The sequence below is a fragment of the Candidatus Hydrothermales bacterium genome, from assembly GCA_039630235.1.
GTDB lineage: Bacteria > Hydrothermota > Hydrothermia > Hydrothermales > JAJRUZ01 > JBCNVI01.
Map to the genome: position 1 here is coordinate 1 of JBCNVI010000003.1, position 15,081 is coordinate 15,081.

Consider the following 15,081-nt stretch of genomic DNA (forward strand, 5'->3'; position numbering starts at 1 on the left):
TGGTTCAATAACTTTATATAAATTTATTTCTTCTTTTTTGCCTTTAAGTAAAAATTTCCCTTTTTCTTTTAATTCAAAAATTTTTGAAAGCTTTTTTGAAAGGGCTTCTGTTATGACTATTTCATCTTCTCCTGCTACCTCCTTAACTCTTTGAGCTGTATTTACGGTGTCCCCTATTAAGGTATATTCTTTATAGTCTTTGTTTCCTAAAAGGCATAGAACTGCCTCTCCATAGTGTACCCCTGCCTTTATAGATATATTTACATTCTTTATATTAGATATCTCTTTTATCTTATTTTTGATATCAAATATTGATAGGATAACCCTTTCATAGGGATTTTCAACTATCTTTGGAGCACCAAACCATATCATAATCTCTGGCCACATAAATTTACCAACTTTACCTTCATATTTTTCAACTGAAGAATTTATTTCTTGGGAGAGGATTAATAAGAAATCCTTAAATTCCTCTTCAAGTATAAATTCATCTTTTAAATCTTCATAATTTGAGATTTCAAGAAAAGAAATACAACACCTTTTTATTTCTCCTTTTAGTTCAACTTCTTCTAATTTTGTTCCACAGCCAGAACAATACTTTGCTTCGTATACATTTTTAAAACCACACCTTGCACATATTTTAAAATTCATTGTTAAAAAGCACCTATCTCAAAGTCTAAAAGAATAATGTATTAAGAATTTCAGATTGCATTTTTAAAATTCTAAAGGATTATAATTAAAATTATTCATATGTTGAGGAAAGTGCTTACTTTTATCTTTCTTTTCTTTATATTTTTAATTATATTCTTGTCCTTTTATTTTCATTTAACCCTTCCAAAAAGGGAAGGTTCTTTAATCCTCAAAGGATTAAAAGATACTGTTATTGTAAGATTTAACGAATACGGTATTCCATGGATTCAGGCAAAAAGTGCTCATGACCTTTTCTTTGCTCAAGGCTTTATTCACGCCCAAGATAGACTCTTTCAAATGGACATTTGGCGAAGAATTTGTGAAGGAAAACTCTCCGAAATATTCGGCGAAAAATTATTTAAAACTGATTCCTTCTTTAGATTAATTGGAATAAAAAGAAACAGTGAGTCGTTATTTGAAAATTTGTATCCTCTTGAAAGGGAGATCCTTAAAAGCTACTCAGAGGGTGTAAACGCTTTTATAGAAAGAAGTAAGAAACTTTTGCCCATTGAATTTTTAATTTTAAGATATTCTCCAGAAAGATGGGAGCCAGTTCACTCAATAGAAATAGGTAAATTAATAAGCTGGAGTCTAAACTTCTCTTTTTTGGGTGACCTTCTCTTTTCAACAATAAAAAATAAAAAGGGTGAAGAGGTCTTAAAAAAAGTTTTACCTTATTATCCGGAAGATGCACCATTTGTGAGTGATGTTAACTTTGAAAGGGAAATAGAAGAAATTAAAGATATTTCACTAAATTTGAGAAATTTTTACTATTTTGATATGTCGTCAAACGCATGTGCTGTAAAAAATCCCACTTTTCTTTTAAATGATCCTCACCTTGCCTTTACATTTCCTCCTATTTGGTATTTCAATATTTTACAAATCGATACCTTGATTTTAATGGGTTTTTCTATTCCAGGAATCCCAATAATTATAGTAGGGAAAAATTCAAAAATTGCTGTCGGAGTTACCTCTTTAATTCTTGATGAAGGCGACTTTATAAAAATAAAAAAAGAAAACATAGATACAATCTTCGAAGAGATAAGAGTTAAAGATAAAACTAAAAAAATAAAAATTTTATTAAAAGAAAACTTACCTGTTATAAAAGAAGAAAAAGATTATGTCCTTTGTTATTTTTGGCGTGGATTTCTTTTATCCCATGAATTTTTCTCAATTTATAACCTATACCTATCAAAGAATGTTTTTGAGGCAAAAGGATCACTCAGAGAATTTAGATCTCCTTCTCTGAATTTTATTATCGCTGATAACTCAGGAAACATTCTATACACTCCATGCGCCTGGATCGAAAGAAAAAGGGAAATGTCTATTTTAGAAAGAGAGAGCATTCCAAAAGATTTCTTATCACCTGATGAAATTCCGTATATCTTAAATCCTCCTTATCTTTTTTCTACAAATAATCCACCATTTAGAGGTTTCCCCTATTATCTTTCTATTTATTTCTCCTTTTCTGCTCGGGCAAAAAGATACGAAAAAAATTTAAGGAGAATGAAGGAGATAAATCTTGACTCTTTAAAAAATATTCAAAACGATATTAAAAGTGAATTTTCAAAATTCGTTCTTGAAAAAGTTTTTAAAGCCTGTGAAAAAATAAACTTAAATGAAAAGGAAAAGGAGATTTTAGAGCTCCTTAAAAATTGGGATCATTCTTTCGATAAAAATAAGGTCGAACCATACTTATACACAAAACTAATTTTAAAAATTATGGAAGAATACTTTAGACCACTCTTAGGCGATACTCTCTATAAGGAATTTATGGATTTTTCCTCTATACCTTTTTCTTCCTTTGAAATAAACCTAGAAAATGGAAATATAAATGATGAAATTATTGTATCAGCATTTAGGAAGCTTGCAAAAGAAGTAAAATTTGAAAAATATGGGAAATATGCAAAGGCTAAATTTAGACATCCCTTTTCAAACATTTTCTTTCTTGAAAAATTCTTTACAAAGGGACCTTTGAGTGTTTCTGGAAGTTTAGAGACACCAAATAAAATGGGTTATTCTCTTTTAAAACCCTTTGAAATAATTGAGGGACCCTCGATGAGAATGATTGTTGATCTAAAAAACGACGACATTTATATAGTGCTGCCACCAGGTCAAAGCGGAAATTTTATTGATAAAAACTCTTCTGACCAACTTAAATTGTGGGAAAGGAGAGAATATATAAAGATTGAAGAAAAAGACTTTACGAAAGTTCTAAAGCTTTTACCTAAGTAATTAATAGCGTTTGAGAGAAAAAAGATTACAAATTTAGGTGTTTTATTGTTCGTAATTCGGCAAACTTCAGTTTTTTGTTTAAACTCAATTCATCCTTTTTATTTGAAAGGGAAAATGGAAATAAAAATTTTCGAGGTCTTAGATAATGTAGAGAAACTTGGAAGAATAATTTCAAAGTTAGAGAGTGTTAAAATAGATAGGAACGAGATCAAAGAGTGGATAGATGCAAAAATAAGAAAATAAATAATAAAGGGAAAAGAAGGAGAAAATTCGAAGAGTTTGAGTAAGTTCATTACTCGTAAGTCACCTGTTTTTCTATGCGAAGTGCTAATCAAAAGAGAATTTCGGATTCTTCATGTAACAGATCAAGAAAGATAACCTCTTTTAAAAATTGAAATTACTTAATTTATGTCTTTTAAGAGCCATTGCAAATAGTAATTTTTTTCAGCTGCTTTAATTTCCCTTAATTTTTCTTCAACTTCCTTGTACTTTTTAAATTTATTTAAACCCCTTATCGCCTCAGCCCTCAATCTTGCACTGCCACTATTTAAAAAACTTAAAAAAATTTTAGCTATATCCAAAGTTGTATCCTTAACTCCCTGAAGAATCCTTAAATAATGAAAAAGAACTCTTTCTTCACTCTCTTTTTCCATACTTTTGATGATAAAGTCCCTAATAGAATCTGCATTACTAAATAAAACTTTTTCTGTAGCAAATCTTATCAGAGCATTTTCATCCTTCAAAAGATGCAAAATTTTTAATAAGAACTTTTTCTTCTTTATCTCGCCAGCAGCCCTTATCACCGAAATCCTTAAATCTAAATTTTTTTCTTTTAAATAACTAAGAAAATTTTCATAATCATCAGTCTTGATTTTAGATAGCGAATAAATGATATTTGCTTTTATATGATCCTTCTTTTCCCTTTTTAAAGTTTCCCATAAATCTTGTTCCATTTCCTCTAACTCAACCTCACCAACAAGATATATAACATTCTGCTTTATAGTATCATTTCCACTTTTTAAGGCATCCCTAAGATACGGCACGCTTATTTCTTTATTATTTTTAATAACTTCTCTGATAGTCCTAAGCTCTAAGCCCTTCAAAGTTTTTATCTTTTTTTCAAAAATATAATCTAAAGCTTCTTTTTTTCTTTCAGAAAGCTTTTTTCTTGCTTCAGGAACAATTTTTTTATAAATTCCGACCTCCCACTCTGAGGCAATCTTAAAAAGAGAGTCAATCTCCAAATTCTCCGGTATCTCCATAAAAATTCCCTCTTCCTCTTCGTAAAGTGTTTTAAGTGTATCGGTATCTAAACCAAATCCTAACTCTCCCCTTGTCCATATAAAAGGTTCATTTTTAAAATACTCCCCCTTGTAATTATCTTTTCCTTTTAAATCCACAAAAAGTCCTATTCCTATTTTTCCCCTTGACATTTTACCCCCTCCTTGACCAAACTCTTCAGTTGTAACGTAAATGTCATTTCCCTCCGAATCTATAAATATTCCAACTGAAGTATTTAGACCTATCCCTTGCCCCCCAGAAACTTTATAAGTATCATGACCCCTTTTATCAACTAAAATTCCAACGGAGTAATCATGGCCTGTGCCTTGAGCCGGTCCAAATCTTGAAACATAATCATCATCTCCATCCAAATCAAATAATCCTCCAACTGCTAAGTGAATACCTGCTCCTTGACCGTACTCTGCAATGTGATAAAGATCATTCCCCTCTCCATCTATTAAAATCCCTGAACCATAGAAGTAACCGCAACCCTGGCCATATACCTCACAGTAATAAACGTCATTACCTTCTCTATCAATTAGAAAAGAAACACCTCCTCCAAGATAGGGCCTTATCCCTAAAGAAAAACCTTGTGCAAATGACTTACTTTCATCTGGCAATAAAGGTATAAAAAAATTTTTTCCGTAAGCTATATAGGAATCGTTTCCCTTTTTGTCAAAAAGTATCGAAAAGCCCTCTGTGCTTGAAAAACTCTGTCCCATCTCGGTTAGCCTATATATATCATCACCATCTAACTCAAAAAGCAAAGATTTACCGAAAAAGGAAGAGGCTTGAGAAAAAAAATCTGATTCATAAATATCTTTTCCATTTTTATCCAAAAGGAGAGATATACCGAACATTGAAGAGGAGCTAGAAAAAGCTTTGCCTCTTCTAATGTCATCTCCCTCTAGGTCAAAGCTAACTGAAACTCCGAAGAAAGATGAGGTGATTGCAAGAATCTTGTTAGAAAAGTAGAAATCGTTACCCTCTTTGTCAATAGTTATAGAAAATGGCACGGAATAGAAAAGAGAGGAAGTACCTACTCTACCTAAGTATTTATCTTCACCTTTTAGGTCAAAAATAATAAAAAAGCTATCACCATCATAGACATTGTTTTCTTTTTTTAAGTTTATTAATATATATCCTAACTCAGTTTTTATAAGCGTATCTCTAAGGTTTTCGGTTGTCAAGAGAGAGTAAGCTAAATTTAAAAGGTTAATAAAGGCAAGATTAAGTCCTTCAAAAAGTTTATTTTTATCGATTTTTAAAAGATATTCAGAGATTTTCTTTTCATCCCATATTATTTCATCTATTTTCTTTTTCTTTTCTTTCTCAAAGGCTGCGTACAGCTCCTTTTTTTCCTTACTTTTTTCCTCAGCAAATAAACTTGTTAAATTAAGGATTAAAGTATCTAACTTTTCTTTTTTTATCTTGTCAACAGATTCTTTAATTAAAGTTTTGGCTCTTTTTAGATCTTTCAATGAGCCCGGCAGAAGTTCATAGAAATTTTTTTTCTCTATCTTGAAATTAAAAATTCTTTCCAAAATTAGCTTTTCTTCTTTGAAATTTTTATAGAAACTCTCCGAAAACAGAGCAAATTTTATCGGATCTTTGAGAAAACTTAAAGTTAAAGTGTCCTTAAGATTTGTATATATACTTTTATCCTTTTCAAAACCTAAGTCCTTAATTTCAAGAAATTGATAGGAAAGTAAGTCTTTTAAAGTTTCGATTTCGTTCTCCGAAATGAATAGAAAAATCAAAAAGACTATCATATTTAAATTTTAAGGCGCCTATCTTTAAAATATCTTTTATGAGACTAAGAGAAATTCCGATTGGTTCTGATTACTATTTTGAGTTTCCCTTTTTATTTAAGAGAAAAAATAAAATTTTCTCTTTTTGGAAAGGTTTTTTGAAAAAAATAAAACTTTTCTTTTCTGGAAGAGATGCACTCCGCTTTCTTTTAAGTGAGATTGGAGATAAATACTTTTTTCTTTTACCAAGTTACACATGCTATGAAGTAATTAGACCTTTTGAAGAATTTAATCTAAATTTTGATTTTTATAGAATTAACTTTAAACCAGAGCCAGAAATTGATTTTGATGATTTAGAAAAATTGGCCTCTAAGCGCAAAAATCCGATTGTCTTAATAATAGAATACTTTGGTTTTCCTCAAAACTACCAGCTTCATATCCCTTTTATACTTGATATTAGCCACTCCCTTTTAACCTTTAAAAAAAGAAAATTTAAGATTAATCCAACTTACATTTTTGGATCACTGAGAAAAATACTCCCTATACCAGATGGCGGCATCCTCCTTTATAACGATAAAATTTCTGGTAAAACAAGAAGTTATAACAAAATTTATTTTACCTTAAAGTTAGCCTCAAGTCTAATAAAAAATATACACTATTTAATACCTGGAAAAACCCAATTTCTGCTTCCTTTTTCCTATTTTCAATTAGATAAAAGATTTGAAAACTATCTTTCTTACAAAAGAGTTCCTGAAAGAATTTCTTCTATCTCGAAATTCATGTTAAAGAGTATTCCCTATAACTTTTTAATTAAAAGAAGAAGAGAAAATTTTTTGTACTTTTTAAAAACTCTCTCTTTTGATGAAATAAAACCGCTTTATAGCTCTTTACCAAGCGCGGTTTGTCCACTAAACTTTCCCTTTTTTACTAACTCTAAGAAAAAAATCAAAGAAATCTTAATTAAAAATAGAATATTTCCCCCAACCATCTGGGATTATGTTCCGCCTATAATTAATAAAGAAAAATTCCCTGAGATACATACAATTCCTGAGAGAATCCTCTCTTTACCAATAGATCATCGCTATAATATTAAACATATGGATAAAATAAAGAAAACTTTAGAAAAATGCTTGAAATAGTCTTAATTTTTCACATATTTAAATTTAACAACTTCACACACTCCGATTCATTCTTTTCTTTTTACTTAAGAAACGATACTCTTTTTATAGCAGCTGACCGTGGACTTTATATTGCTAATACAGAAAAAGATTCTGTAATAAACAAGTTTACAAACTCTGACTCAATTCCCCCGCATCCATACTATTCAGTTTACCTTCATGATAAACTTTTAATTTTTACTACTCCTGAAAATCTTGTTTACTTTGACTTAGAGAATCAAAAAAAGTATTTCTATCCACCACTTTTTTTAGAAAAAGACATTTATAGAGTAATTTTAATAGAAAAAGATACTGTTTTTATTGGCGGAAATAAGGGGCTAAAAGGCATAAAGAGAAATAGTACACTAGATACCTATGATGATATTATCTTTTTTGAACGGAGAAATTACTTTCCAAATGACACAATTTACTCTCTTTTATCAAGGGGAGATTCTATTTTTATAGGTACAAAAAGAGGCTTATATAAGGTAAAAAGGAGCCAACTGGGGACTTTACCTCCAACTCTACATACCGGCATAAAAAAGGGAAAAATTAAAATTTTAAGAGAATTTGACAAAAAGATATTTGTCTCCGCTGACAGTTTCCTATACATTTATCCAGACTCACTTATAACGGTTTTCCCCTCAACCATAAACTCGATGTTTTTTAGATTTGATACGATATTTGTGGGAACAGATGAAGGTATTTTTATTTTCTATAACAATCAAAAAATAAAACTGGCGGATTTATACGTAAATTCCTTAGCTAAATTTGAGAACAAAATATACGTAGGGGGTCTTGGAGTTAAAGTATATGACTATGGTAGAAATAGTTTTTTAAACTTCAAAAATCTTTATAAAGAGCTTTCTTCAAACAATGTTTCATCTTTGAAAAAATTTGGAAAATACTATATTGTATCAACTGATAATGGTATCGATATTTTCAATGAAAAATATGAAAGAGTAGGTAACCTATTATCAGGATGGATTAGAACTTTTGACATAAGTAAAAATAATATGATAGCCTCGGTTTGGTGCGGAAATCTTTATAAGATTGATTCTTTGTTCCAAGTTTATGACACTACAAATCTTTTATTCTGTATTCAACTTTTGAAATTTATCGATGATTCAACCTTTTTTGTCTTAAAACCTGCCCAAGGCTCTATAGAAATAAGAAATTTAAAAGATAAAGTGCTACACGAAATTCCTAACCTCATGTATTCTACGGATATAGAAATTTTTAACGGAGTCTACTATGTTTCAAATACAGATGGAGACGTTTTTAGCATAGATAAAAACCTGAGAGCAACACTTTTACATACCTTAAGTTATCCTATCTATGACATTTATATAAATGGGAATAAAATTTATTTGGCAACCAATTCAGGTCTTTTTAGATATAGTTTCCCTGATTTTAGATTTGAGAAATTATACCAGACACAAGATCCGTACACTACCTCAGTTATTGGTGATAGATCTGGAAATATATACGCTTTAGCAAGAGGGGGGCTTTTATTTATATCAAATAGTGATGAAACAAATATCTTAGAATATGGTCCAAATAGTATTCTGAGTACTAAAAACATAGATTTTAATTCACAATGCTCTGCCTCACTTTTATATTACGAAGCTACTAAGAATGAGATTTTAATCGGCACAAATGACGGATTCTCTATATTAACTATAATAGAAGATACTTATACCTTACCGACAGAAGAAATAGTAATATTTCCAAATCCCATCAAAAAAGAAGATAAACAGTTTTTTATAAAAACAAATAGAGAAATAAAGGAGATCTATATTTACTCACCCTCCGGACTATATAAAAAACTAGATTTTCTTAAATTGGATAAGGAAAAGTATTCAATAGGCACTTTGGGGATCGAAAGAGGCTTTTTTATACTTTATGTTAAATTTATTGATGGGGCAAGGCCTTTTAAAATAATATGTGAGTGATGAAATTTAAGGTTTTCCCTGAAGATTTTTTTGTAGAGGAAGTCCTAAAGGAGGGAGTTTTAAAAGAAAAAGGCATATTTAAGCTTTATAAGGCTAAAAAAGTTTTTTTAGAAAGTTTTTATCTAAAAAAATTAATCGAGAGAGCTTTTAATGTTAAAATTAGCTTGGCAGGTTTAAAGGATAAAAAATCAGTTAGCATCTTTTACTTTACTGCAAAGGGAAATTTACCAAACTTTATCAAGTTTAAGGATTTCTCAGCAGAACTTGTTGGTTTTTCAGATAAGGAGCTCTCTGGTAGTGACATAGAAAAGAATAATTTTAAGATAACTATGAGAGAAATAAATGAGGAAGAACTAGAAAGTTTAATAGAGGTAATTGAAGATTTAAAAGTGAACGGGTTTCCTAACTACTTTGATATTCAGAGATTGTCATACGAGCCGGCAAGTCTCTTTTTTCCTTATATTTTAAAAAGAGATTATAAAGAGGCAATTAAAGTTCACCTTTTATCTCTTTCGCCAGAATCAAGAAAAAATTTAAGAAGATTTAAGAAAATTTTAAAAAGATCTTTTTATGAACCAGCAAAGCTAATTTATTTTGCACCATCAAAAAAAGAAAGAGAAATAATAAATAAATTAATAAAAGGAAAATACATAGAAATTTTAAAAAGTATTGAACCTGAAATTTTAAAAATTTACTTTGAAAAATTCTCTTCTTACCTCTGGAATAAATGTGCAAGTAAATTTCTTTCAAAAGGTAAAATAAGTGGTAAAGTTGGTTTTAAATTAAAAATAAAGAATGTCTATCTTTTTGTACCAGAAAAAATTAACGAAAGCGCAAAAAGGATTGTTGAAAGCTCCCTTTTTCCAGTTCTTGGTACAGATAAACTTGTTTCCCATCCCGAATTTGAAGAAATCTTAATAAAGGAATTAAGAAAAGAAAACATAGATTATCCACTAAATATTCCAGATTTTCTACGTAATTTCTCTTATAAAAGTTATCCGAGAAAATTATGGATATATCCACAAAACTTAAGTTATGACTATAAAGATAAAAATTTAATTCTAAATTTTTCACTTGATCCTGGTGCTTATGCCACTCTTTTTATAAAATTACTTATAAAAAAACTTAAACTATGTATCCTCCGACGAAAGAATAAAAATGGCAATGATTGCAAGAATTATTCCTAAGGATTTCCTTAGTGTTAACTCTTCTTTTAAAAAAAATTTTGCAAGAATAACGGTAAAGGCAGGATATAGTGAAGTGAGAGGAACAATTATTGAAGCCTTCCCTTTTGTAAGCGCTAAGTAGAAGGTTATTGTCCCTGTTGAGCCAGTAAAAAGCGCAAGAAATAAATATAAAATTCCCTCTATTTTTAAACTTATTTCATTCCTAAAAGCAAAGAAAAGACAAAGAGAGAAAAAAAGGGATATTATAGTAGAAAAAATATAATATTCATACCACTTAAAAAATTTCGTCGATATCTTTGAAAAAAAACCCCAAAGCCCCCAACCCAAAAGAGTAATAAAAGGCAAAATTATATTACCCATAACAAATTTTACGCTATCTTATCTTATAATAACAAAAAGGAGGCTATCATGGGAACTGAAAGACTAAGAAACGCCTTAATGAGAGAATATGAAAAACTTAAAGATGAAGGAAGGCTTAAGGGAAAAGAGTTTATTATCACTGATATAAAAAAGCCAGAAAACGGCAGGGGACCTAGGTATATCCTTAAAGGTTTTAAGGATAAAGAGTTCATCAGGATGAATTCTAACTCTTACCTCGGGATGTCCCTTCATGAAGAGATAATAAAAACTGATGAAGAATACGTAAGAAAATTTGGTGTAGGACCAGGAGCAGTAAGATTCATAAGCGGAACCTTCGAACCACATAGGTTACTTGAAAAAAAATTAGCAGAATTTCATAAAAGAGAAGACTGCATGATCTACAGCGCTGCCTACGTAACAGTAATCGGAGTACTCGCCGCTCTCATAACAAATGAAACAATTGTTCTAAGTGATGAGTTAAATCACAACTGTATTATTAATGCTATAAGACTTTCAAGACCAAAAGAAAAATTTATCTATAAACATCTTGACATGGTAGACCTTGAAGAAAAAGTAAAAAATTCAATCGGTAAAGCAAAAAGACTCATTATTGTCACAGATGGTGTATTTAGTATGAGAGGGGACTTTGCTCCCCTGAAAGAGATTGAAGAAATCTCTAATAAATATGATAAGTATTTTGAAGAAAATATTATTGTAGTAGTGGACGATTCTCACGGTGTGGGAGCCTTTGGAGAAACAGGAAGGGGAACTGAAGAGTACACAGGTTCAAGATGCGACATACTAATTGGCACACTTGGTAAAGCTTTTGGAGTTAACGGTGGATATGTTGTTTCCGATGAAATCATAATAAATTATCTTAAGGAAACAGCAATTACCTACGTTTATTCAAATCCCATTACACCAGCAGAAGCAGCTTGCTGTCTTAAAGTTCTTGAGTTTCTCGACAGTGAAGAGGGAAGAAATAGACTAAAGTATCTAAGAGAAATAACGAGATATTTTAGAGAGGGAGTTATTAAACTAGGATATGAAACTATTATGAGTGACCATCCGATTGTGCCTCTTTTAATTCGTGACACTTGGAAGACAAAAAAACTCGTTGATTACTTAGTAGAGCACGGCGTTTTAGTAACAGGTCTTACCTATCCTGTGGTTCCAAGAGGTGACGAGACAATAAGATTTCAAATAAACGCAGATCACACCTATTATGATATCGATTATGTCCTTGGTGTTCTAAGAAAGTTTAAGGAAGAAAATACTTAAATATGGAGTGGAGGGTTTGGCTCTTAGCTGAGCACAAATTAAAAGGTATACTTGTCTCCTTACTAGTCCTCCTTGTTTCATTTTTAATTTTTATTTCATTCGGTAAGTTTTTTTCGTTTCTATCACTTTTAATTCTTGTTTCCTCACTTAGTAACTTTTTCTTTCCCATTAAATATAAGATAGATAACGATAAAATAGTAGTTGAAAAACCTTTTTGGAGAAGAGAAATAAGTTTAAAAGAAATAAAGAGGGTAGAGAAAATAAAGGCTGGAATTTTTGTTTCCCCCTATAAAAAAAGCGGAATTTTAGATAATTTTAGAGGACTTATTATAATAACCAAGGAAAAAGATACTGTATATGGATTTATTGAAAAAGCTAGAACGTCTCACAATACCTGAGAGAATTGAAATTATAAAAGAAATTATTGAAAAAGAAGCTGAGTATCCTGATAAAGTTAAGATACTTGGGGCAACAAAGGGAATAGACCTTGAGAGAATAAAAGTTGCCTTTGAACATGGCATAAAACTCTTTGGAGAAAATAGAATCAAAGAGGCTGAGACAAAAATAAGTAGCTTCAGAGAACCAGAGTGGCACATGATCGGACACTTACAGACAAATAAGGTTAAAAGAGCCTTAGAACTATTCGAAGTGATTGAAAGCGTAGATTCCTTTAGACTACTGGATGAGATTGATAAAAGAGCCGCAGTCTCTAAAAAGATAGTAAAAATCTTAATTGAAGTAAATACCTCCTGCGAACCAACAAAGTTTGGTTTTAAAAAAGAGGAACTCCTTGAAAATTTCCATAAATTTTTTGAATATAAAAACGTATCTATAAAGGGTCTTTTTACAGTAGGCCCCTATCCGGTAAACGAAAAAGCTACAAGGAAAAGTTTTTCTGATCTAAGAGAGTTGAGAGATAAACTAAACAGCGAGTATAATGTAAACTTGGAGGAGCTATCAATGGGGATGAGTGAGGATTTTGTATTTGCCCTGAAAGAGGGAGCAACAATAATAAGGCTTGGTAGAATTTTATTTGGAGAAAGGAATTAGGGTTCAAATCCCAATTCTACTGGAATTTGTATGAAAATTGCACCAATTGAAATAAGAAACGCAGAGTTCCCTAGAACTTTAAGGGGTTATGATCCTGAAAAAGTAAGAGAGTTTTTAAGAACTGTAGCAGATCAGATGGAGGAACTTGTAAGAGAAAATTTAACTTTAAACGAAAGGATAAGAGATCTAGATAGTAAGGTTGAAGACTATAGGAGAATGGAAAATATTATGAAAGAAGCACTCCTTACGACCCAGAAAACTACAGAAGAGCTTAAAAGGAATGCACAAAAGGAAGCAGAACTTTTAATATCAAATGCTAAAATTGAATCAGAAAAGATCTTAGAAAACACAAGAAAAGAGCTGAAGAAGTTAAAGGAAGAAATTGAGTTTCTAAAATCAAAAAAAGAAGGGTTTCTTTGGGAACTAAAATCACTCCTTGACACTCAAATTGAATGGCTAAACGCTCAATTTAGACTACTTGAGGAACAAAAGAGAAAATCTGATCGATGAAAAATATAGTTGAATTCCTGAAAGATAATGGTATTTCAAAAGCTGAAATCGGAATTTTGGCTGGTTCCGGCTGGTCTAAATTAGAAGACTTTATAAATCCTCAGAAACGATTAAAATACTCTGAAATTCGAGACTTTCCCATAAGTAAAGTAAAAGGTCATAAGGGAGAACTTATATATGGAACTATAGGTGGAAAAAGGGTGGTTTTATTTTCAGGAAGATTTCATTACTATGAGGGTTACAGCATGGAAGAAGTTACCTTACCCGTGAAAATTCTAAAGGAGCTCGGTGGAAAAGTGCTTATAGTGACAAATGCTGCTGGTGGTTTAAATCCTTCCTTCGATGTTGGAGATTTAATGATAATAACTGATCATATAAATTTGTTTCCTGAAAACCCATTAAGGGGAAACCCTATATTCCCATCTATGCTTGAGGCCTATGACGGTAAGATAATAGAGGAGATTGAGAGTATAGCGAATAAAAAAAATATAAAAATAAAAAGGGGGGTATATGTAGGTTGGCAGGGGCCTTCGCTTGAAACAAAGGCAGAGTATAAGTTTTTAAGGATAATAGGGGCAGATGCCGTGGGACTTTCCACTGTTCCTGAAGTTATCATGGCTAGAGCCTTAGGCCTAAAAGTTATAGGTTTTTCAGCTATAACAAATATGGGCTTAGGCGAAAAGGCTAAAGACGTTACACACGATGAGGTTTTGAAAGTAGCAGAGGAGTGTGCTAAAATGGCTGGAGAAATTATAAAAACATGGATAGAGGAGCACTTTTCCTGATTTCTCTTATTCTCTTTAGTTGCTCTAACCCAATAGAAAGGAGTAAAAGACTTCTAGAAAAGGGAAGATATAATGAGGCTGAAGGTATTCTTCTTTATTCTTTAAAAAAGGGAGAGAGTTCTCAAGAGATTTTTCTTTTGCTTGGCGAGATCTATGTTAAAAAAGGACATTATCTTTCGGCTATCAACTATTTTGAGAAAATTCTAGATAAGAAAAAATATAAAGATAGGTTAGTGAAGAATTTGAGAGAGATTTTTAACGAAACAAAAAGTAGGGGATCTGAAATTGCAAAAAGGGCAATTTCTTTAATTTTTTTAATATCTCCTGAAAGTTTAACTTTTGATGAAAAAAAATTTGTTGCTTACTTACTTATCGAAAAAGAGCAGTCCGAACTTTACACTTTTATTGAGAATCTCTTAAGTGAAAAATTTGATGATGAACTTTACTTAACTTACATAAAATTTCTGTACGAAAAAGGAAAAAATAGTAGTATTTTTTACGTTTTTGATAAGTTTAAAAACAATGTCTTGAATTCAGAGCTTAGATTAAGTATCTTATTTTATGTAGGAACAGCCTACTATAAAGAAGGTGAAAGATGTTTTGATCAAGGAAAAGTTGATTCTTCAAATTACTATTTGTCAAAATATATTGAAATGGGGGTTCCCGAAATCTATTTGCCTAAAGCCTATTTTCTAAGAGGAAAATTAAATTTAATAAAAGAGGACACCATGCTCGCCCTCTATGATCTTAGAAAGGTTATCGAAATTTTACCATTTAAAAACTCTGATATTGCTCAAGAAGCACGCGAACTAATTAAAGAACTGAAACTAAAGGGTTTTTAA

14 protein-coding genes are annotated in these 15,081 nt (G+C 30.9%); 11 read left to right on the plus strand and 3 right to left on the minus strand.

Features of this window, described 5'->3' with window-relative positions:
• On the minus strand, positions 1 to 648 hold a 648-nt coding region (locus ABDH49_03965; GenBank protein MEN3046122.1), incomplete at its 3' end, for an adenylate/guanylate cyclase domain-containing protein.
• Between the two features lie 99 nt (positions 649 to 747).
• Here ABDH49_03965 and ABDH49_03970 point away from each other — a divergent pair.
• Positions 748 to 2,922 (plus strand): penicillin acylase family protein, encoded by a 2,175-nt coding sequence (locus ABDH49_03970; GenBank protein ID MEN3046123.1) that lies wholly within the window; start codon positions 748 to 750, stop codon positions 2,920 to 2,922.
• Positions 2,923 to 3,036: 114 nt separating this feature from the next.
• Positions 3,037 to 3,165 carry a hypothetical protein gene (locus ABDH49_03975; protein MEN3046124.1) on the plus strand — a complete coding sequence of 43 codons (129 nt, stop codon included), beginning with the start codon at positions 3,037 to 3,039 and terminating at the stop codon, positions 3,163 to 3,165.
• Between the two features lie 158 nt (positions 3,166 to 3,323).
• Here the strand turns inward: ABDH49_03975 and ABDH49_03980 are convergent, their stop codons facing one another.
• Entirely contained in the window at positions 3,324 to 5,975 is a 2,652-nt protein-coding gene (locus ABDH49_03980; protein MEN3046125.1) for a hypothetical protein, read from the minus strand.
• A gap of 38 nt (positions 5,976 to 6,013) precedes the next feature.
• Between ABDH49_03980 and ABDH49_03985 the strand changes: the two genes are divergently transcribed.
• The 3 genes from ABDH49_03985 to truD are packed head-to-tail and all read left to right on the plus strand — an operon-like array spanning position 6,014 to position 10,253.
• Positions 6,014 to 7,093: a hypothetical protein gene (locus tag ABDH49_03985; GenBank protein ID MEN3046126.1), complete on the plus strand. Its 1,080-nt coding sequence runs from the start codon at positions 6,014 to 6,016 to the stop codon at positions 7,091 to 7,093.
• On the plus strand, positions 7,081 to 9,066 hold the full coding sequence (locus ABDH49_03990) for a hypothetical protein (GenBank protein MEN3046127.1): 1,986 nt from the start codon (positions 7,081 to 7,083) through the stop codon (positions 9,064 to 9,066). Before ABDH49_03985 ends, ABDH49_03990 begins: the two co-directional genes overlap by 13 nt.
• Positions 9,066 to 10,253, plus strand: a complete 1,188-nt coding sequence (gene truD, locus ABDH49_03995; GenBank protein ID MEN3046128.1) for a tRNA pseudouridine(13) synthase TruD — start codon at positions 9,066 to 9,068, stop codon at positions 10,251 to 10,253. The genes ABDH49_03990 and truD overlap by 1 nt, the downstream gene beginning before the upstream one ends.
• Here the strand turns inward: truD and ABDH49_04000 are convergent.
• The gene (locus ABDH49_04000) at positions 10,197 to 10,613 is read right to left on the minus strand and encodes an EamA family transporter (protein ID MEN3046129.1); all 417 of its coding nucleotides are present in this window, start codon (positions 10,611 to 10,613) and stop codon (positions 10,197 to 10,199) included. The two genes, truD and ABDH49_04000, sit on opposite strands and share 57 nt — an antisense overlap.
• Before the next feature lie 48 nt (positions 10,614 to 10,661).
• Here ABDH49_04000 and ABDH49_04005 point away from each other — a divergent pair, with 48 nt between their 5' ends.
• Genes ABDH49_04005 through ABDH49_04030 form a run of 6 tightly spaced genes read left to right on the plus strand, consistent with a single transcriptional unit; the run spans position 10,662 to position 15,081 of the window.
• Entirely contained in the window at positions 10,662 to 11,894 is a 1,233-nt protein-coding gene (locus tag ABDH49_04005; protein ID MEN3046130.1) for an aminotransferase class I/II-fold pyridoxal phosphate-dependent enzyme, read from the plus strand.
• A gap of 2 nt (positions 11,895 to 11,896) precedes the next feature.
• Positions 11,897 to 12,292, plus strand: coding sequence for a PH domain-containing protein (locus ABDH49_04010; GenBank protein MEN3046131.1), 396 nt, complete (start codon positions 11,897 to 11,899; stop codon positions 12,290 to 12,292).
• Positions 12,261 to 12,944, plus strand: a complete 684-nt coding sequence (locus tag ABDH49_04015; GenBank protein ID MEN3046132.1) for a YggS family pyridoxal phosphate-dependent enzyme — start codon at positions 12,261 to 12,263, stop codon at positions 12,942 to 12,944. The genes ABDH49_04010 and ABDH49_04015 overlap by 32 nt, the downstream gene beginning before the upstream one ends.
• Before the next feature lie 30 nt (positions 12,945 to 12,974).
• The gene (locus tag ABDH49_04020; GenBank protein MEN3046133.1) at positions 12,975 to 13,454 is read left to right on the plus strand and encodes a DivIVA domain-containing protein; all 480 of its coding nucleotides are present in this window, start codon (positions 12,975 to 12,977) and stop codon (positions 13,452 to 13,454) included.
• Positions 13,451 to 14,239, plus strand: a complete 789-nt coding sequence (locus tag ABDH49_04025) for a purine-nucleoside phosphorylase (GenBank protein MEN3046134.1) — start codon at positions 13,451 to 13,453, stop codon at positions 14,237 to 14,239. Before ABDH49_04020 ends, ABDH49_04025 begins: the two co-directional genes overlap by 4 nt.
• Positions 14,215 to 15,081 (plus strand): hypothetical protein, encoded by an 867-nt coding sequence (locus ABDH49_04030; GenBank protein ID MEN3046135.1) that lies wholly within the window; start codon positions 14,215 to 14,217, stop codon positions 15,079 to 15,081. Before ABDH49_04025 ends, ABDH49_04030 begins: the two co-directional genes overlap by 25 nt.